The 18,436-nt window shown below is 68.1% G+C and carries 17 protein-coding genes; 12 read left to right on the forward strand and 5 right to left on the reverse strand.

From position 1 onward, the window contains the following. The first annotated feature begins 20 nt into the window (after window positions 1-20). The 6 genes from ACVOMC_RS11060 to ACVOMC_RS11085 all read left to right on the forward strand — a co-directional run bounded on the left by ACVOMC_RS11060 (window position 21) and on the right by ACVOMC_RS11085 (window position 6,971). A complete protein-coding gene (locus ACVOMC_RS11060) occupies window positions 21-1,376 on the forward strand; it encodes a GntT/GntP/DsdX family permease (RefSeq protein ID WP_057505583.1) in 1,356 nt (451 codons plus the stop codon). A gap of 4 nt (window positions 1,377-1,380) precedes the next feature. Further along, the gene (locus ACVOMC_RS11065) at window positions 1,381-2,256 is read left to right on the forward strand and encodes a MurR/RpiR family transcriptional regulator (RefSeq protein ID WP_199398882.1); all 876 of its coding nucleotides are present in this window, start codon (window positions 1,381-1,383) and stop codon (window positions 2,254-2,256) included. A gap of 3 nt (window positions 2,257-2,259) precedes the next feature. After that, a complete protein-coding gene (locus ACVOMC_RS11070) occupies window positions 2,260-3,696 on the forward strand; it encodes an N-acyl-D-amino-acid deacylase family protein (protein WP_481523975.1) in 1,437 nt (478 codons plus the stop codon). A 46-nt stretch (window positions 3,697-3,742) separates the two neighbouring features. Further along, complete coding sequence (locus ACVOMC_RS11075) at window positions 3,743-4,141, forward strand: RidA family protein (protein WP_481523976.1); 399 nt, start codon at window positions 3,743-3,745, stop codon at window positions 4,139-4,141. Window positions 4,142-4,434: 293 nt separating this feature from the next. Then, on the forward strand, window positions 4,435-5,640 hold the full coding sequence (gene gltS / locus ACVOMC_RS11080) for a sodium/glutamate symporter (RefSeq protein ID WP_481523977.1): 1,206 nt from the start codon (window positions 4,435-4,437) through the stop codon (window positions 5,638-5,640). 89 nt (window positions 5,641-5,729) lie between these two features. Continuing rightward, window positions 5,730-6,971, forward strand: a complete 1,242-nt coding sequence (locus tag ACVOMC_RS11085) for an FAD-dependent oxidoreductase (RefSeq protein ID WP_481523978.1) — start codon at window positions 5,730-5,732, stop codon at window positions 6,969-6,971. 22 nt (window positions 6,972-6,993) lie between these two features. Here ACVOMC_RS11085 and ACVOMC_RS11090 read toward each other — a convergent pair whose 3' ends face one another. Both ACVOMC_RS11090 and rsgA read right to left on the reverse strand, forming a co-directional pair. Beyond that, entirely contained in the window at window positions 6,994-8,250 is a 1,257-nt protein-coding gene (locus ACVOMC_RS11090) for a flavohemoglobin expression-modulating QEGLA motif protein (protein WP_481523979.1), read from the reverse strand. 32 nt (window positions 8,251-8,282) lie between these two features. Further along, the gene (rsgA, locus tag ACVOMC_RS11095; protein ID WP_481523980.1) at window positions 8,283-9,380 is read right to left on the reverse strand and encodes a ribosome small subunit-dependent GTPase A; all 1,098 of its coding nucleotides are present in this window, start codon (window positions 9,378-9,380) and stop codon (window positions 8,283-8,285) included. Between the two features lie 193 nt (window positions 9,381-9,573). Here rsgA and ACVOMC_RS11100 point away from each other — a divergent pair, with 193 nt between their 5' ends. Genes ACVOMC_RS11100 through ACVOMC_RS11115 form a run of 4 tightly spaced genes read left to right on the forward strand, consistent with a single transcriptional unit; the run spans window position 9,574 to window position 12,604 of the window. Beyond that, complete coding sequence (locus ACVOMC_RS11100) at window positions 9,574-10,848, forward strand: aminotransferase class I/II-fold pyridoxal phosphate-dependent enzyme (RefSeq protein WP_057505579.1); 1,275 nt, start codon at window positions 9,574-9,576, stop codon at window positions 10,846-10,848. Between the two features lie 9 nt (window positions 10,849-10,857). Beyond that, window positions 10,858-11,499 carry an SGNH/GDSL hydrolase family protein gene (locus ACVOMC_RS11105; RefSeq protein ID WP_481523981.1) on the forward strand — a complete coding sequence of 214 codons (642 nt, stop codon included), beginning with the start codon at window positions 10,858-10,860 and terminating at the stop codon, window positions 11,497-11,499. Window positions 11,500-11,522: 23 nt separating this feature from the next. After that, window positions 11,523-12,221, forward strand: a complete 699-nt coding sequence (locus ACVOMC_RS11110) for a class I SAM-dependent methyltransferase (protein ID WP_481524077.1) — start codon at window positions 11,523-11,525, stop codon at window positions 12,219-12,221. A gap of 53 nt (window positions 12,222-12,274) precedes the next feature. Next, complete coding sequence (locus ACVOMC_RS11115; protein WP_057505576.1) at window positions 12,275-12,604, forward strand: DUF6172 family protein; 330 nt, start codon at window positions 12,275-12,277, stop codon at window positions 12,602-12,604. Window positions 12,605-12,622: 18 nt separating this feature from the next. On the opposite strand, the gene ACVOMC_RS11120 is transcribed toward ACVOMC_RS11115, so the two are convergent. Beyond that, window positions 12,623-13,879, reverse strand: coding sequence for a DEAD/DEAH box helicase (locus ACVOMC_RS11120; RefSeq protein WP_481523982.1), 1,257 nt, complete (start codon window positions 13,877-13,879; stop codon window positions 12,623-12,625). Window positions 13,880-13,921: 42 nt separating this feature from the next. Continuing rightward, on the reverse strand, window positions 13,922-14,701 hold the full coding sequence (locus tag ACVOMC_RS11125) for a polysaccharide deacetylase family protein (RefSeq protein WP_481523983.1): 780 nt from the start codon (window positions 14,699-14,701) through the stop codon (window positions 13,922-13,924). Between the two features lie 61 nt (window positions 14,702-14,762). Here ACVOMC_RS11125 and grxD point away from each other — a divergent pair, with 61 nt between their 5' ends. Next, window positions 14,763-15,689, forward strand: a complete 927-nt coding sequence (gene grxD / locus ACVOMC_RS11130; RefSeq protein ID WP_481523984.1) for a Grx4 family monothiol glutaredoxin — start codon at window positions 14,763-14,765, stop codon at window positions 15,687-15,689. 79 nt (window positions 15,690-15,768) lie between these two features. On the opposite strand, the gene ACVOMC_RS11135 is transcribed toward grxD, so the two are convergent. Further along, on the reverse strand, window positions 15,769-16,311 hold the full coding sequence (locus tag ACVOMC_RS11135) for a DUF924 family protein (RefSeq protein ID WP_481523985.1): 543 nt from the start codon (window positions 16,309-16,311) through the stop codon (window positions 15,769-15,771). A gap of 317 nt (window positions 16,312-16,628) precedes the next feature. On the opposite strand from ACVOMC_RS11135, the gene ACVOMC_RS11140 reads away from it, so the two are divergent. Continuing rightward, a complete protein-coding gene (locus ACVOMC_RS11140; protein ID WP_481523986.1) occupies window positions 16,629-18,428 on the forward strand; it encodes a methyl-accepting chemotaxis protein in 1,800 nt (599 codons plus the stop codon). Window positions 18,429-18,436: the final 8 nt, after the last annotated feature.

Raw genomic sequence — 18,436 nt, forward strand, 5'->3', positions numbered from 1 at the left:
CACACACCCGGCCTGTACGCATGAGCAATGGAAACCTGCTGTTGATCTACGCGGTACTGTCGATCCTGGCGCTGGTCGTGCTGATCGCCCGCTACCGGCTCAATCCGTTCATCAGTGTCACCGTGGTCTCGGTCGGCCTGGCGCTACTGGCCGGGATGCCGGCCCCGGAAATCCTGCCGGCCTATGAGCAGGGCGTGGGCAAGACCCTGGGGCATATCGCGCTGATCGTTGCGCTGGGCACCATGCTCGGCAAGATGATGGCCGAATCCGGCGGCGCCGAACGCATCGCGCGCACCCTGATCGCCCGCTTCGGGCCGAAGAACGTGCACTGGGCGATGATGCTGATCGCCTTCTGCGTGGGCCTGCCGATCTTCTTCGAGGTCGGCTTCGTGCTGCTGATCCCGATCGTGCTCAACGTCGCCCGCCGCACCGGCGTGCCGCTGCTGCTGGTCGGCCTGCCGATGGTCGCCGGCCTGTCGGTGGTGCACGGGCTGGTGCCGCCACACCCGGCGGCGATGCTGGCGGTGCAGGCCTATGGGGCCGATGTCGGCCGTACCGTGCTGTATTCGCTGATCGTCGGCCTGCCCACCGCCGCGCTGGCCGGCCCGGTGTTCGCCAAGTTCGTCGCGCCGCGGGTGCAACTGCCGGCACACAACCCGATGGAGGCGGCGCTGCTGGATGAGGGCCATGGCCGGATTCCCGATGAGCAGCTGCCCGGCTTCGGCATCACTCTGGCCACCTTGCTGGTGCCGGTGGGGCTGATGCTGCTGGGTGGCTGGGCCGACCAGATCGCCACGCCGGGCTCGGCGCTGAACCATGGCCTGCGCTTCATCGGCCACTCGGTGGTGGCGCTGCTGATCGCCACCTTGATGAGTTTTGTCACACTGGGCCTGATGCGCGGCTTCAACCGCGAGCAGATCCTGAAGTTCTCGCAGGAGTGCCTGGCACCGACCGCGGCGATCACCCTGCTGGTCGGTGCCGGCGGCGGCCTCAACGGTATCCTCGTCCACACCGGCGTGGCCACCGAAATCATCGGCCTGTCGCAGCGCTTCGACCTGTCGCCACTGCTGATGGGCTGGACCATGGCCGCGCTGATGCGGGTGGCCACCGGCTCGGCCACGGTGGCGATGACCACCGCCTCGGGCATCGTCGCCCCGATCGCCGCCGCGCTGGGCTATCCGCACCCGGAACTGCTGGTGCTGGCCACCGGCGCCGGCTCGGTCGTGCTGTCACACGTCAACGACGGTGGCTTCTGGCTGGTCAAGGAATACTTCAACATGAGCGTGGCCCAGACCTTCAAGACCTGGACCGTGCTTGAAACCCTCATCTCCATCACCGCGCTGCTGCTGGTGATGGCCCTTGCCGCGGTGCTCTGAACCGATGACCTCTACCATGTTCGATATCGTCTACGAACTACGCCAGCGGCTGCATGAATTCAGCCCGGTTGAAGCCCGCATCGCCCACACCATCCTTGCCGATGTGGACGCTGCCGCCCAATACGGTGTCACCGAGCTGGCTGATCGCGCCGACGTCAGCGCCGCGGCCATCTCGCGGTTCGCCAAGACCCTGGGCTGCGAACACGTGCGCGAACTGCGTGCCCGCCTGGCCTCGGCCGGCGCGGTCGGCAAGCGCTTCCTTGAACAGCAGAACGCGCCGCCGGTCTCGGCCCTGTATGCGCAGATCTGCGATGACATCGAAGCCAGCCTGCGCCACAACCTGGCCAACCTGAAGGAAAGCGTGGTGCAGGATCTGGCCGACGCGCTGTGCCAGGCCCGGCGCATCCATGTGTTCGGCATCGGTGGCTGCTCGACCGTGTTCTCGCAGGAGATGCAGAACCGGCTGATGCGTTTCGGCCTGCCGATCTCGGCCTGCAGCGACGCGGTCACGATGAAGATGATCGCCGCAACCCTCGGTCCGAAGGATGTGGTGCTGGCCCTGTCGGTCAGCGGCATCACCCCGGAGATCGTCTCGGCTATCGACATCGCCCGTACCTATGGCGCGCGCGTGGGCGCCATCACCCGCGCCGACACGCTGCTGTCCGAACGCAGCGACTGGCTGCTGCCGATCAGCATCGAGGAGACGGACTTCGTGTTCAAACCCTCGGCCTCGCGCTACGCGATGATGCTGGCCATCGACGTGCTGGCCACCACCGTCGCGCTCAACAACGCCAGCGACAACCACGAGCACCTGCGCCGCATCAAGCTGGCGCTGGACCGCTACCGCGGCGGCGATTCGCGCCTGCCCCTGGGCGACTGATCCGTGTACGAGCTCCTTATCCGCAACGCCCTCGTCTTCGATGGCAACGACCGGCCCGCGGTCCGCGCCGATGTGGCCATCAACGGCGGCCGCATTGCCGCCATCGGCCGGCTCGCCGGCCCGGCCGGTGAGGTGATCGACGCCGCCGGTCGCGCGCTGGCGCCGGGCTTTATCGATGTACACACCCACGATGACCTGGAAGTGATCCGCAACCCGGACATGACCAGCAAGCTCTCGCAGGGTGTGACCACCGTGGTGGTCGGCAATTGCGGGATCAGCGCCAGCCCGGTCCGGGTGCGCGGCGAGGTGCCCGATCCGATGAACCTGCTCGGCGATGCACCCGACTTCCGCTATCCGGATTTCGCCAGCTACCGCCGCGCGGTGGAAGCGGCCGCCCCGGCGGTGAACGTGGCCGCACTGGTCGGCCACACCGCGCTGCGCCAGAACCATATGGACCGGCTGGATCGCGCCGCCTCGGTGGAGGAGATCGATGCGATGCGGGCGCAGCTGCGCGAGAGCCTGGCCGCCGGCGCGCTGGGCCTGAGCAGCGGCCTGGCCTATGCCTCGGCCTTCAATGCCCCGTCCACCGAGGTGGATGCACTGGCCGGGGAACTGCCGGCTGGCGGGCTCTACGCCACCCACCTGCGCGACGAGTTCGCCGGCATCCTCGCGGCGATGGACGAAGCCCTCCATGCCGCGCGCACGCCGCAAGCCGCGGTCCGCGTGTCGCATCTCAAATGTGCAGGCGGGGACAACTGGGGCCGCAGCGCCGAGGTACTGGAACACCTGCAGCACGCCGCGGCCGGGCAGGACGTGGCCTGCGACTGCTATCCCTACGCCGCCAGCGCCTCGACCCTGGACCTGAAGCAGGTCACCGACGCCTACGACATCCTGATCACCTGGTCCGAGTCCGAACCGGCCCAGGGCGGTCGGCTGCTGGCCGAGATCGCCGCCGACTGGCATCTGCCGCTGATGGAGGCCGCCGTGCGTCTGCAGCCGGCCGGCGCGGTCTACTTCTGCATGGACGAAACCGACGTGCGCCGCATCCTCAGCCATCCGCTGACGATGATCGGCTCGGACGGTCTGCCGCGCGATCCGCGCCCGCACCCGCGCCTGTGGGGCACCTTCCCGCGCGTGCTCGGCCACTACGCGCGCGACGAGCAGCTGTTCCCGCTGCACACCGCCGTGCACAAGATGACCGGGCTGCCGGCCTCGCGCTTCCACATGGGCGCCCGCGGCCAGATCCGCGAAGGCTGGTGGGCCGACCTGGTGCTGTTCGATCCGGCCCGGGTGCGCGACACCGCCAGCTTCCACGATCCGATCCGCGCCGCCGAAGGTATCGACGCGGTCTGGGTCAACGGCCGGCTCGCCTACGACGGCCGCCAGGTCACCGCCCGCCCGGGCCGGTTCATCCATCCGGAACCGGCGCCAGCGGCCTGAACCGGCGCATCTTCCCAGTACACCTCATATAGAGAAAGGAATACCCATGAGTGACATCAAGCGCTATGGCGCCGAAGGCGGCGTCGGCCAGGGCAAACAGCACATGCCGTTCTCGCGGGCGGTGGAGGCCGATGGCTGGCTGTTCGTCTCCGGTCAGGTGCCGATGCGCGATGGCGAGCTGGTCGCCGGCACCGTGACCGAGCAGTCGCATGTGGTGATCGGCAACGTGCTGGCGATCCTGGCCGAGGCCGGCTACGGCCCCGAGCATGTGGTGCGCTGCGGCGTATGGCTGGACGACGCGCGCGACTTCTACGCCTTCAACGGCGTGTTCAAACAGTATTTCGGCGAGCACCCGCCGGCCCGTGCCTGCGTGGAAAGCCGCATGGTGGTGGACTGCAAGGTGGAAGTGGACTGCGTGGCCTACAAGCGTCCACCACGCGACTGAGCCGCCGGCAGCGCGGCGCCTTTCCGCAGCGGTGCGCACCCGGCCGCTCGAACTGCGAACAGGCGCACCCAGCCGCAGGCCGCAAACCGCGGCGCGGGTTCCGCCGGCAAACCCCAACAGCGCGCGCGGGGCCGGCATTGCACGCATCGCAAGCCCTCCCCATTCAGCTTCGAACCGCACGATTCCAGCGCCACCGAGTGGCGGAAGTGCCGCCGCAACCACCTCTACCTGCTATTGATATTGTTTCCTGAGCCGGACAAAGTCCGTGTCCCGTTGGTAGAGGTACCTGTTCCATGATCCAACTCGATGCCGTGCAGACGGTGGCCTTTGCCGGCCTGACGCTGTTCGCGGGTTACGCGCTGTGCCGCGCCATCCCGTTTTTCCGCCGCTACAACCTGCCCGAGCCGGTCATCGGCGGGCTGCTGGTAGCGCTGGCGGTATGGTGGGCGCACAGCCAGCAGGTAACGCTGTTCACGCTGGACACCACGCTCAAGACCCCGTTGATGGTGGCCTTCTTCACCACCCTGGGCATCAATGCCAGTGTGCGGCTGCTGCGTATCAGTGGCCGGCAGGTGATGACCTTCCTGGTGATCGCGGCGCTGTTTGCGGTGCTGCAGAACCTGATCGGCATCGGCGTGGCCTGGATGTTCGACCTGCACCCGATGTTCGGCGTGCTGGCCGGCTCGGCCACGTTGACTGGCGGCCCGGCCACCGGCCTGGCGTTCGCGCCGCTGTTCGAGAAGGCCGGCCTGCAGGGCGCCGAGACCCTGGCCGTCACCGCGGCCATGGCCGGCATCATCTGCGGTGGCGTCGTCGGCGGACCGGTCATCACCGTGCTGCTGCGCCGCTTCAAGGTCATCACCCCCAGCAGCCGCGGCGAAAGTGGCGCAAAGGACGTGGATGAGTCGATCCTGCTGCGCTATCCCAGCGAAGCGGCCCGCGAGTTCGATTCGCTCAAGAGCATCGTCGTGCTGCTGATGGCGATGTGGGTCGGCGCGTGGGTGGGCCAGAGTTTCACCCACATCGGCCTGACCCTGCCCGGCTATATCGGCGCGATGCTGGTGGGCGCGCTGATCCGCAACATCGATGACGCCACCGGCTGGATCAAGCTGTCGGTACCCACCACCGATCTGATCGGCAACATCTGTCTGGCGCTGTTCCTGGCCATGGCGCTGATGGACCTGAAACTGTGGGAACTGGCCGGTCTGGGCGTGCCGCTGCTGGTGAACCTGATCATCCAGGTCGGCGTGGTGGCGCTGTTCGCGGTGCCGATCTTCTATCTGATGGGCCGCGACTATGACGCGGCGGTGATGGGCGGTGGTTTCATCGGTTTCATGCTCGGCACCACCGCCAACGCCATGGCGGTGATGCGCAAGCTGGTGCAGCGCTACGGCATTGCACCGCGTGCTTTCCTGGTGGCACCTCTGGTAGGCGCGTTCTTCATCGACTTCATCAACGCGTTGATCATCACCGGCTTCCTGAACTTCTGGCCGCATTGAGCGACCGGTTCCGTGCGCCATATCCGTGCCATGCGCACGGATATGGCGCGACAATGTGAAGCAACGCTCACCCCGTAGCCGCCTTCACCATGACCTCTCCCGCTGCAGCCCCCGCGTCCTCCGGTCCTGACCTGGTCATCCTCGGTGCCGGCGTGGTGGGTCTGGCCAGCGCCTGGGCGGCCGCCCGGCGCGGCCTGGCGGTGCTGCTGGTCGATCGCAACGCCGGTCCGGCGCTGGGCACCTCCTTCGCCAACGGCGCCCAGCTCAGCTACGCCTATACCGACGCGATGGCCGGCCCGGCCACCTGGCGCCAGCTGCCGGAAATGGCGCTCGGCCGCAATGGCCCGTTCCGCACCCGCTGGTCGGCCGATCCGGATTTCCTGCGCTGGGGCGTGGCCTTCCTGCGCCAGGCCAATGCGGGCAGTCTGCACAAAAACACGCTGGCCACACTGGAACTGGCGCTGGAGTCGCGCGCGGCGATGCAGGCGCTGCTGCAGCAGCACCCGATCGCCTTCGACCACGCCGTCTCCGGCAAGCTACACCTGTATCCCACCGCCGAAGGCGTGCAGGGTGCCGCGGCGATGATCGCGCTCAAGCGTCCCTACGGCGTGCAGCAGCAACTGGTGGATGCCGCCGAAGCCCGCGCGATCGAGCCGGCGTTGAGCGGTGCGCCGTGGCTGGCCGGCGCGGTGTACTCGCCCGAGGAGGAGGCCGGCGATCCATGGCGTTTCAGCCAGGGTCTGCTGGAAATACTGCAACGCCAGTACGGCGTGCAAACCCGGTTCGATTTCGACACCCGTTCGCTGCAGCGCAGGAACGGCCAATGGCAGCTGGAATCAGCCGATGGACAGGCGCTGCGGGCACCGCGGCTGCTGGTCTGTGCCGGCATCGACGGTGCCCGGCTGCTGCGCCCGGCCGGCATCCGCGTGCCGCTGATGGCGATCAAAGGCTATTCGTTCACCGCGCCGTGTGGCGCCAATGCGCCGCAGGTCAGCCTCACCGATACCAAACGCAAGCTGGTGTTCTGCCGGCTCGGCGAGCGTATCCGCGTGGCCGGTCTGGCCGACCTCAACGACTGGAACCCGGCGCCGGATCCGGCGCGGCTGGCACAGCTGGTGGCGATGGCGCGGACCTCGCTGCCGGAGGCCGCCGACTACGACCACCTCACCAGTCACTGGGCCGGCCTGCGCCCGGTGACACCGTGGTCCTCGCCGGTCATCCGCAACCTCGGCGACGGACTGGGCTGCAACCTTGGCCACGGCATGCTCGGCTGGACGCTGGCGATGGGCAGCGGCGAGCGCGCCATCGCACAGTTGCTCGGCACGCCCTGAGACCGCGTTCCGGGCGAAGGCCTCAGCGTCCGCCGAGCTGGTCCATGCGGATCCGGTTGGCGAACAGCGAGAACGCCAGCACCCCGGCCAGCCCGTTGGCACGGTGGATCCAGCCCGGCAGCCAGCGCGGCGGCGCCAGCACCCCGGCCTCGAACAGCGGCGTCAGCGCCTGCGCATCGTGCAGGGTCATCTTGCCGGCGAACAGCCAGCGGCAGACCTGCAGTTTTTCATCGCGCAGCATCTGCCGGAAGAAGGTGTGCACCGACACCAGCCCGCGCAGATACACGGTGTCCTTGGTGAAGGCCGAACCACCGCGGGTCGGCACACCGCGGAACACCCGCTGCGCCGAGGAGAAACTTTCATCCGGAGTCTGCCCGGCATTACGGAAGTACTGGAACACCTGGATGAAATCGGCCCCGTCGCGCGCCATCGCAATGGCCTCGATCCGCAGACTCACCCGCTTGAGCCGCTGGATGTCGATGCTGCCGGTGATCTGCTCGGCGAACGTCGCCAGCCCTTCCTGGGTGGCGGTGATGCGCGGCGAGGACAGCCCCAGGCTGGGCAGCAGCACCTGTTCGCGGCCGTTGAGCGCGGTGAGTGAATGCACCAGCGCCTCGTGGTGGAACAGCTGCGCGCGGTCGTAGGCGCTGAAGCAGGCGCCACTGCGCAAGCGGATGCGGGTGGCACCGGCGGCGGCCTTGGCGATCAACCCCGCGTCCAGCTCCACGCTGATAAGGCGCGCCTCAAAGAAGTCATCCAGATCGGCCTGCAACTGCAACTGCAGCGCGGTGGCCGACACCGGCACGGTTTCCTCCGGCGCCAGCAGCTCGTGGTCCAGCTCCTGCGCGATCTGGATGAAATGCCGTGCCGCCTCGCGGGTGCTCGGGCCGTTGCCGGGCATCGGCTGCTCGGGCTCGCCGAACAGCTGGCTGGAGAAATGATCCACCGCCGGCGTGCCCAGTGCTTCAAGCAGGCTGGCGGCCTGGTCCCAGCTGCGCACCGAATCACGCAGATAGGCCCCGAGCGGATGTGATTCATCGACGGCCGCCTCGATGGCGGCCAGTTCGCGACGGGCGTCGCTGAAATCGTGCTGCGGGTAACGCACCTGCGGCAGGCGCGGATTGCCGCGGGCCACGCTGTCCAGGAATGGCGCCTGCATCGACGCCGGCCAGCTGGTCAGGGTCAACAGGCGGAGGCCTTTCACCGCCTGCACCATGCGCGCATCCAGCGCGGCATGGTGGACGATGGCCGGATCATTGGCGGTGATTGCGTTGCCCATACCCCCCAACCTCGATCAGTGGCCGCTGCCGGTCAGCGGCGTTTGCCCTTGTTGACCGGACGCCACTGCGCGCCACGTCCGCTGCGTTTCCGCTCTGTGGCCTGCTCGGCCTGGCGCTGGGCCAGCTTGGCGGCGGCGGCGGCCACTTCCTCGCGCAGCTTGCGGTAGCTCTCCAGCCGGGTCTCATCGATCTCGTCACGCTCGATCGCGGCCTGCACCGCGCAGCCGGGCTCGGTCTGGTGCGAGCAGTCACTGAACTTGCATTGCAGGATCAGCGCTTCGATATCGGCAAAACCGCCTTCGGCCAGCGTTTCCTCGCCGGTGGGCTTGAGCTCGCGCATGCCGGGCGTGTCGATCAGACAGGCGCCGGTGGGCAACGGCATCAGCGCGCGATGGGTGGTGGTGTGGCGGCCGCGCGAGTCATTGCCGCGCACCTCGGCGGTCTTCATCCGCTCCTCGCCCAGCAGCGTGTTGGTCAGGGTCGATTTGCCGGCACCGGAGGAACCGACCAGCACCACGGTGCGGCCCGGCCCCAGCCACGGATGCAAGGCGGCCACGCTGGCCGGATCCTTGCCGTTGATTGCCAGCAACGGGATCTGCTGCGCGGCCAGATCCTGCAGCACCTCCAGCGCATCGTCGCTGTATTCGGTCTGGTCGGCCTTGGTGAGGACCACCACCGGCTCGGCGCCACCGCCGCCCACCAGCAGCAGGTAACGCTCGATGCGACGCGGATTGAAGTCCGCATCCAGCCCGCAGACGATGAACACCGTATCGATGTTGGCGCCGATCACCTGCTGGTGGTAATGCTCGCCGGCGGCGCCGCGCTTGATCGAGGTGCGCCGCGGCAGCAGCGCCACGATGCGCTTGCCTTCCAGCAGCACCCAGTCGCCTACCGCCGCGCGCTCGTGGCTGGGGAAGCGCGGCCGCTGCCATTCCGGGGGCGATTCGGTCTTGATCGCGGCCTCGGGCGCATCGGCCACCACATAGCCGGAGCGGTGCTGCTCGATCACCCGTCCGGGACGGGCCTGCGGATGCGCGGCGAACAGCCCCTGCCAGGCCGGATCTTCCGGCGCGCCGGGCCAGGGCCAGCCAATGGGACGCAACGCGGTGAAGTCGATGGAATCTGTCATCGGCCAATTCTACCGGGCTGCGGCATCGACTCCGGCCAAGGCGGTGGTCGCAGGGGGAAACGGCCCTGCGCAGGCGCGGTTTGCGCGGCAGTTGCGCCATTGATTGATGGGGATTGTTGGGAATGGAACCGTTGCCCCGCATCGCAACAATTCCGCTACCATGCGGTGTCCATGCCCTTGACGGCTCTGAGAAATGTCAACCTCTGCCAAACCGCTTGCGACCCGTGAACGCCTGTCCGAAGTCCGCTACGAGATCCGTGGTGAACTGGCCCGGCGAGCGCGGGAGCTGGAGGCACAAGGGCGCAGGCTGATCAAGCTGAATATCGGCAACCCCGGCAATTTCGGCTTCCGCGCGCCTGAGCACCTGCAGCACGCGATCGCCGATGACATGGGCCGCACCGATCCGTACACCCACCAGCAGGGGCTGCCGGGCGCGCGTGAAGCCATCGCCGCCGCCTATGCCCGCCGCGGCGCGCCCGATGCGGTGGCTGACCGGGTGTTCGTGGGCAACGGCGTGTCCGAGCTGATCGACCTGTCGCTGCGCGCCCTGCTCAACCCGGGCGACGAGGTGCTGGTGCCTTCGCCGGACTACCCGCTGTGGTCGGCCGCGACCATCCTCAACGACGGCCGCCCGGTGTACTACCAGTGCAAGCCGGAAAACGGCTTCCTACCCGACCCGGTGGAGATGGAGGCGCTGGTGTCCGCGCGCACCCGTGCCATCGTGCTGATCAATCCCAACAACCCGGCCGGCGCCAGCTACCCGCGGGCGCTGCTGGAGAAGATCGTCGCCATCGCCCGCAAGCACAACCTGCTGCTGCTGGTGGACGAGATCTACGACCAGATCCTGTATGACGGCGCGCAGTTCCAGCCGGTCGCGCCGCTGGCCGGCGATCATCCGTGCCTGACCTTCAGCGGCCTGAGCAAGGTGCATCGCGCCTGCGGCTGGCGCGTGGGCTGGATGCTGCTGTCCGGTGCCGGCGAACAGCTGGGCGAATACCGCGCCGCGCTGGACCTGCTCAGCGCGCTGCGCCTGTGTGCCAACGTCCCGGGCCAGTACGCCATCGAGGCGGCGGTCAACGGCCCGGATACCATCACCGCGCTGTGCAGCCCCGGCGGCCGCCTGTACGAGACCCGCCGCGCGGTGATCGAGGCCTGCGCCGCCAGCGAGCACCTGTCGCTGGTCACCCCGGCCGGGGCGCTGTACGCGTTTCCGGCGGTGGTCGGCCCGGCCGCGCAGGGCTTTGACGACCATGATTTCGCGCTGCAGCTGATGGAAGAAGAAGGCGTGCTGGTGGTGCCCGGTTCCAGCTTCAACGTGCCCTACCGCAACCACTTCCGCGTGACCCTGCTGCCGGAAGCCGGCGTGATGCGCGACGTGTTCGCCCGCATCGACAAACTGCTGGCCCGCCGGGCCGACGCGGTGACCAAGGTGGTCACACTCAAACCCCGCAATGCCGCAACCGGCTGAGCGAAGGCGATGAACGCGATCGATACCGCTGCCGCCCGTTATCTTGCGCTGGGCGATTCCTACACCATCGGCGAGGGCGTGCCGGCCGCCGGCACCTGGCCGTTCCAGCTGGCCGCGGCGCTGCGCGCGCAGGGTGTGCCACTGGCCGACCCTCAGGTCATCGCCACCACCGGCTGGACCACTGACGAGCTGGCCGCGGCCATCGATGAGGCTGCGCCCCAGGGGCCGTTCGCGCTGGTCAGCCTGCTGATCGGGGTCAACAACCAGTACCGGGGACGCCCGCTGGCCGAGTACCGCCAGCAGTTCGAGCAGCTGCTGCAGCGCGCGATCGCCCTGGCCGACGAGCTGCCGGCCCGGGTGCTGGTGCTGTCGATTCCCGACTGGGGCCTCACGCCCTACGCGCGCGACAACGGCCGCGATGCCGCCCAGGTCGCGCAGGACATCGATGACTTCAACGCCGCCGCCCGTGCCTGCTGCGGCGACTACGGCGTGGCCTTCGTCGATATCACCCCGGTCAGCCGTGATGGCGGCGACCAGCCGGCCATGCTGGTCGACGACGGCCTGCATCCGTCGGCGCAGATGTACCGGCGCTGGATGGAAGTGGCGCTGCCGGTCGCCAGTGGCCTGCTCGCGGCCTCGCAGCCCCCGTGAGTACGCGCGACGACTCCCCGGCGATGACGTCCGATGACGCGCGCGTCATCGCCCGCGCCTTCGCGCCGACCCGGCCCTGGGGCAACCGCTGGGACTATTACTACACCCTGGGCAAGCTGCGCAGCGACCCGCTTTACCCCGGGGTGCTGCAGGCCCTGCGCGGCACCCGCGCCCCCGTGCTGGACATGGGCTGCGGCCTGGGCCTGCTGGCCCACGCCCTGCGCCGGGACGGACAGAGCATGCGTTACCGTGGGGTCGACAACGATGCGGCCAAGATCCGCCGTGGCAGTACGGTGGCCAGTCGCGCCGCGCTGGCCGACGCCAGCTTCGAGGTGATGGACCTGGCCACCACCCTGCCCGAACACCGCGGCAGTGTCGCGATTCTGGATGTCCTGCAATACCTTCCGGCCCCGGCGCAGCAGTCGCTGCTGCGCCACGCCGCCGGCATGCTGGAGGGCGACGGCCGGCTGGTGCTGCGCATGGCCTTGGCTGATGACAGCCGCCGCGGCCGGATCTCGCGCCTGGGCGACCGTGCCGCCAACCTGATCGGCTGGATGCAGTTCCGTCCACGCCACTATCCCGATGCCGAATCGCTGAAGGCATTGCTGCAGCAGGCCGGGCTGTCGGTGCGCCTCACCCCGCTGTACGGCAACACCCCATTCAACAACTGGCTGCTGGTCGCGCAGCGCGATCAGCCACGGCCGGCCCATTTGCGCCGATAATTGGCCCATTCCCTCCGCCGCCCGTCCCGGGCCGGCACCGCAACGAGATTCCCGTGAAGAAGACCTACCGCCTCGATATCGAAGGCAAACATCCGGACCGCCTGCTGGAAGCCAGCAAGCACGACATCCGCAAGTACACCAAGCGTGAGCGCGGCAAAGCGCTGCCGGCCGGCGCCGATACCTGGGGTTTCGACAGCAAGCTCGGCGTGGACGAAGCCTCCGCCAAGCCGGTGGCGTATGACGGGTTGTTCCGCGCCATCGACGCGCTGGTCGCCGCCGGCAACACCCAGTTCTATGTGGAAGTGCTGAGCAAGCCGGCCAAGCGCAGCCCGCGCCCGGCCGCGGAGCCGGCGGTGGCACCGGAAAACGACTTCGAAGATTGACCGGGCAAGGCCGGCGCGTCAGCCGGCCGTCTTGGCGGCCGCCGCCGCGCGCAGGCGGTCCTTCTTGCTGGGCCGGCGGCCCTTGATGCCGCCATTGCTATCGGCCACCACGCCCGGCGCCGGTGCCGCCTGCTGCGGTACAAAACCGGGCAGCACCTCGACCGTCACCGCCAGCCCGTGGCGCTTGCCGATCAGACGCCAGTGCGGCATCGCCGCAGCATCGATGAAGCTCACCGCCAGACCTTTCTCCCCGGCCCGCCCGGTACGGCCGATGCGGTGCAGGTAGTCGGCCGGCGCACGCGGCAATTCGTAATTGACCACCACCGGCAGGCGCGCGATATCGATGCCCCGCGCCGCCAGATCGGTCGCCACCAGCACCCGCAACCGGCCATCCTTGAACGCCTGCAGCATGCCGAAGCGACGGCCCTGCGACAGCTCGCCGTGCAGCGCCTGGGCGCTGATATCGGCTTTGCGCAGCTGCGCGGCCAGCCGGTCGCCCTCGCGGATACTCGCAACGAACACCAGCACCTGCGGCCACTGCTGTTCTTCCAGCAGCGACAACAGCAGCTCGGCACGGCGGCCGCTATCGACCTGGATCGCCCGCTGCTCGATCTCCACCGGCGCCTGCGCGCCCACTTCCAGCCGCTGCGGATCGCGCAGCCCGGCCGCGGCCAGCGCCTGGATATCGGCCGGGAAGGTGGCCGAGAGCAGCAAGGTCTGCCGCTGCACCGGCAGCTCGGCCAGCAACTGCCGCAGCTCGGCGCCGAAGCCCAGTTCCAGCAGACGGTCGGCCTCATCGAGTACCAGCAGCTGTACCTGCCTGAGCGACAACGCGTTGTGCGCCAGCAGGTCGAGCAGCCGCCCGGGCGTGGCCACGACGATATCGGCACCGCCACGCAAGGCCATCATCTGCGGATTGATCGACACCCCACCCACCGCACACACCAGATGCGGTTTGCGCGGCAGTTCACGCCCCAGCGTGGCGAATACATCGGCCACCTGCAGCGCGAGTTCACGGGTGGGCACCAGTACCAGCTGGGCCAGCACGCGGGGCTTGCGCGGCGGTGACACAAAGAAGCGCTGCAACGCCGGCAGCACGTAGGCGGCCGTCTTGCCGGACCCGGTCGGCGCCAGCGCCACCACATCCCGACCCTTCAACACCAGCGGTACCGCCTGTTGCTGGATCGGGGTCGGCGCCGCATAGCCGGCCTGCTGCAACGCCTGCTGCAGGGCGGGCAATAAATAAGGAGACAGGCCGAGCGGGGAAAAAGGCATGGTGCAGGTCCGGTACACCGCCGGCATGGCGGGGAGGCGAGTCTACGCCGTTCGCTGTGGCAGGCGTGCACGCAGGCCGCGCGCCTGCAGCTGCTCCAGCACCGCTTCGATGATGGCCAGGTTCTGGCCATGACCGGCGCCTTCATGCAGCAGCACGATCGCGCCGGGTTGCAGATCCGGTGCGATCCGCGCCATCACCCCTTCCGGAGTGCAACCCACCCCGTCAAAGCCGCGCGCACTCCAGCCCACCCGGGTCAGGCCATGCCGCTTGAGCGCGGCGGCGACAAACGGATTGGTCATGCCCACCACCGAGCGGTACCAGCGCGGCGGGGTGCCGGCGATGGCGGTCAGGGCACGCTGGCACTGGCCGATCTCGCGCGCCATCTGCGCCGGACCCAGCGCCCAGAAGCGCGCCTGCGGGTGCGAGTGGCTGTGGTTGCCCAGTTCATGGCCACGCCGCAGCACCTCGCGCACCAGCTCCGGCCGCGCCGCTGCCCGTTCGCCCACCATGAAGAACGTGGCCTTGGCCGCATGGCGATCAAGCAGATCCAGCAGCGCCGGGGTCTCATCGGAGGGGCCGTCATCGATGGTCAGCCACACCTCCGCGCCGGGCACGCGGCTGAGCACCGGCGCGTAGAAGCGGCTGTTGGGGAGGAACACCGGCACGATAAACAGCCCGTGGCTGGCCAGCAGCAGCGGCAGTCCCCATGCCCAGCCCAGCTGCCACCACACCAGCGCCACACCCAGCTGCGAGGCCAGCAGCCACTTCACCCAGCGCCAGGGGCGCACAGGAATGCGATACAGGGTTTCCGGGGCAGTCATGCCCCATGATGCCATGCAGCGTAGAATCAGCCGCAGTCCTCACCACTTCTGCGAGTTCCCGATGTCCCTGGACCCTGCCCTGCGTTCGCGCATTGAATCCATCCTCGCCGCCGACCGCGTCGTCCTGTTCATGAAGGGCCAGCCGTCCATGCCGCAATGCGGCTTTTCGGCCAAGGCCGTCGGCGCGCTGCAGGATCTGGGCGTGGAATTCGGTCATGTCAACGTGCTGGCCGACCAGGACATCCGCGAAGGCATCAAGCTCTATGGCGACTGGCCGACCATTCCGCAGCTGTACGTGGACGGCGAGCTGATCGGCGGCAGCGACATCATCCTGCAGATGGCCAACAGCGGCGAGCTGAGCAGCCTGCTGGGTGTGGCCGCCCCGGACCGCACCCCGCCGACCATCACCGTCACCCCGGCGGCGGTGGAAATGCTCAAGGGCGCGCTGGCCGACTCCCCCGGTGCCGCGCTGCAGCTGAGCATCGATGCCAACTTCCAGCCGAACTTCCAGCTGGCCCCGCACGATCCCAATGCGATTGCCGCCGAATCCAATGGCCTGCGCGTGCAGTTCGATGTCTCCAGCGCCCGCCGCGCCGAAGGCATCACCATCGACTGGGTGGACGACATCCGCGGCCAGGGTCTGGCGATCAACAACCCCAACGCCCCCAAGGCGGTGCAGGAGCTGGACGTACGCAGCGCCGATGACCAGCTGCGCGCCGGCAGCATCACTTTGGTTGATGTGCGCCCGGCCGACGAGCGCGCCGTCGCCGCGATCAACGCGCCATTCGAAACCTTTGACGGCGACAACCGCGCCAGGCTCGAAGCCCTGCCCAAGGACACCGCGCTGGCGTTCCTGTGCCACCGTGGTGGACGCAGCGCGCAGGCCGCCGAACAGTTCCGCGCCAAGGGTTTCAGCAACGTGTTCAACATCACCGGCGGCATCGACGCCTGGTCGGAGCACGTGGACAACAGCGTACCGAAGTACTGATCGGCTACTGGCCACAGCAGAACCAGAAAACGCCGGCATTGCCGGCGTTTTTTTTGGGTAAACCGTGCCGGCTGCGGACTCAGCCGGCGAACCCGCCTTCGGCCAGGAAGTGCAGCTCCTCCGGGGTCGGAATCCGCCCCAGCACCGCGTTGCGGTGCGGGAAGCGGCCGAAGCGGCGGATGATGTCGCGGTGCAGTTCGGCAAAGCGCAGGTATTCCAGATCGCCCAGCACTTCGAACATCGCCACCGAGCGATCCTGGTCGACCGGGTCTTCGGAGTGTTCGAACGGCAGGTAGATGAAGGCCCGCAGCTGCGGTGTCAGCTCACGATCCAGCCCTTCCTCGATGCTGCGCATGGCGTAGTGCCGTGCCAGCCCATCCGTGGCATAGCAATGGGCGGTACCGCGGAAGCAGTTGCGCGGAAGCTGGTCCAGCAGGATCTGCAGCGCCAGGGCACCTTCGGCGTCGTGCAGCCAGTCCTCACAGCCACGCCGGGCAGCGGTGTAGTGCGCGTCCAGGAAGCGCTCGCGGAACGCCGCATCGAACGCATCGTCACGCACGAACCAGCGCTGCGGCCCTGCCGCCCGCCAGAATTCCACCACCGAACGTGCCGTTTCCACCACTGTCTCCCCGATCAGCTGCTATCCATATGGCGATACCCACCCACATACGCGGCCCCTGAAGGTGACGTGCAGACCTATCGCATTGCGCCGCTAGCTTAAGCCGCGCGCAGCGCCGTGCATACGGCTTTGTGCGCTGCCCGTCGCCAGCACGGCCACCTGCGTCATCCGCCTGCGGCAGCCCCGGGCAGGGGGAGGGGGAAACCCCGCTGGCGGAGCGCGTCGGCCTTTCATAGCCTCGCCGGATAAAGGGAGGGGGTCCTTTGAAAGCGCTGATCCGAGCATTCTGGCCGCGCAGGCGCGCCGCCGGTATCCAATCGTTGTCGCCCGCGCTGTGGGCAAGCATTTTCGATGGCGCCAGCACCTGCCTGATGGTCGCCAATGCCGAGGGCGTCATCCTGGCCGTCAACCCGGCATTGCGGAACATGCTGGCCAGCCTGGAAACAGAACTGCGCCAGCAATTTCCCGATTTTGACGCGGCGACGCTGGTGGGCAGTTCGATCGACCGCTTCCATCATGATCCGGCGGCGCGCCACCTCCAGCTGCGACAGCTCACCGGGCGCCACCTGACCGACATCCGTGTCGGCAGCGCACGGTTCGGCCTGGCCATCACCCCGATCGCCGGCGCCGACGGGACTACCAGCATCTACGCGGTGGAATGGACCGACAAGACCCGTTGGGCACAGGCCGCCGATAGCGAGCTGCGTCTGCGCACCGCACTGGACAACATGACCGCCAAGTTGATGCTGGCCGATGCCGACAGCACCATCGTGTACGTCAACGATGCGCTCAAGCGCATGTTCCAGCGCAACCTGGAAGCCATGCGCAGTCGCTTCCCCGACTTCGATCCGGAGCAGCTGGTGGGTCGCAGTATCGATATCTTCCACCGGCATCCGCAGCACCAGCGCGAGGCGCTGCGCAACGCGCGGACAAAGATATCGGCGTCACTGCAGATCGGGCCCATGCGCATGGAACTGGATGCCATGCCGATCCGTGATGGCAACGGCCGCTATCTGGGGGCTTTCGCCATCTGGGACGACATCCACGCGGTACACGAGCTGGTGCGCCGCGTCGGCCATGGCGACCTGGATGGCCGGCTCCAGCCCGCGCACTATGAAGGCAGCATGCAGGCACTGGCCGAGCTGCTCAATACGATGATGCAGGCGGTGCATGCCCCGATGACGAGTGCCGTTGGCGTGGCCAGTGCTCTGGCCCGCGGCGAGCTGGGCAGCCGGCTGGATGAGCATGCCGAGGGGGTCTTCCAGCAACTGCACGTGGCCTTGAACACCGCAGCGGGCAATCTGGCGCAGATGATCCGGTCCATCCAGGTGTCATCGGCGGCGGTGCTGCAGACCGCAAGCGAGATCGCCGCCAGCAGCAGCGAGCTCAGCAGTCGCACCGAAGCCCAGGCGGCTTCGCTGGAGGAGTCGGCAAGTGCGGTCAAACAGCTGGGCGTGCATCTGCAACAGACCAACCGCGCACTGGATGCGATCACCGCGCAGGCCGCCAGGATCAACGCGGAATCGCAGTCCGGCCAGGACATGGTCACCGCGGTGGCCCATGCCATCGACACGATGGCCCGGGATAACACCCAGATCGCCAACTTCGTCAAACAGATCGACGCGATCGCCTTCCAGACCAATCTGTTGGCACTCAACGCCGCCGTGGAAGCGGCCCGCGCAGGCGTCCATGGCAAGGGCTTTGCCGTGGTCGCCAGTGAGGTACGGGCATTGGCCCAGCACAGCGCCGAGAGCGCACAACAGATCAACCGGATCGTGACGGCATCGACGCAGGGCGTCCTGCACGGCCAGTCGCTGGTCGCCGACGCGGCAGCGAAACTGCGGGACATCACCGAGGCCGCGGGGCTGATAGACCATGACCTGGGCATCCTCTCCGCGGATGCCGGGCAGCAGCGCCAGAGCCTGCGCGAAGTCGATGTTGCCATCGATACGATCGATCGTTTTACCCAGCAGAACAGCGCCATGGCCGAGCAGAACGCCGCCGCCGCGGAGGCCCTGCACGAGGCCGCACGGGAGCTGCATGCCCAGACCGGTCGCTTCCATCTGCAGGCCCTGCCGCCGTCGGCAGCCATCCGCGACACCCCACTTGCTACGCTCTAGTTTCCAAC

Source organism: Stenotrophomonas sp. STEN014 (assembly GCF_056760315.1).

Bases quoted from the DNA above. Each gene is read 5' to 3' on its own strand.
- ACVOMC_RS11060 (WP_057505583.1), top strand. From the start codon at position 21: ATGAGCAATGGAAACCTGCTGTTGATCTACGCGGTACTGTCGATCCTG.
- ACVOMC_RS11065 (WP_199398882.1), top strand. From the start codon at position 1,381: ATGACCTCTACCATGTTCGATATCGTCTACGAACTACGCCAGCGGCTG.
- ACVOMC_RS11075 (WP_481523976.1), top strand. From the start codon at position 3,743: ATGAGTGACATCAAGCGCTATGGCGCCGAAGGCGGCGTCGGCCAGGGC.
- gltS (WP_481523977.1), top strand. From the start codon at position 4,435: ATGATCCAACTCGATGCCGTGCAGACGGTGGCCTTTGCCGGCCTGACG.
- ACVOMC_RS11085 (WP_481523978.1), top strand. From the start codon at position 5,730: ATGACCTCTCCCGCTGCAGCCCCCGCGTCCTCCGGTCCTGACCTGGTC.
- ACVOMC_RS11090 (WP_481523979.1), bottom strand. From the start codon at position 8,250: ATGGGCAACGCAATCACCGCCAATGATCCGGCCATCGTCCACCATGCC.
- rsgA (WP_481523980.1), bottom strand. From the start codon at position 9,380: ATGACAGATTCCATCGACTTCACCGCGTTGCGTCCCATTGGCTGGCCC.
- ACVOMC_RS11100 (WP_057505579.1), top strand. From the start codon at position 9,574: ATGTCAACCTCTGCCAAACCGCTTGCGACCCGTGAACGCCTGTCCGAA.
- ACVOMC_RS11105 (WP_481523981.1), top strand. From the start codon at position 10,858: ATGAACGCGATCGATACCGCTGCCGCCCGTTATCTTGCGCTGGGCGAT.
- ACVOMC_RS11110 (WP_481524077.1), top strand. From the start codon at position 11,523: ATGACGTCCGATGACGCGCGCGTCATCGCCCGCGCCTTCGCGCCGACC.
- ACVOMC_RS11120 (WP_481523982.1), bottom strand. From the start codon at position 13,879: ATGCCTTTTTCCCCGCTCGGCCTGTCTCCTTATTTATTGCCCGCCCTG.
- ACVOMC_RS11125 (WP_481523983.1), bottom strand. From the start codon at position 14,701: ATGACTGCCCCGGAAACCCTGTATCGCATTCCTGTGCGCCCCTGGCGC.
- grxD (WP_481523984.1), top strand. From the start codon at position 14,763: ATGTCCCTGGACCCTGCCCTGCGTTCGCGCATTGAATCCATCCTCGCC.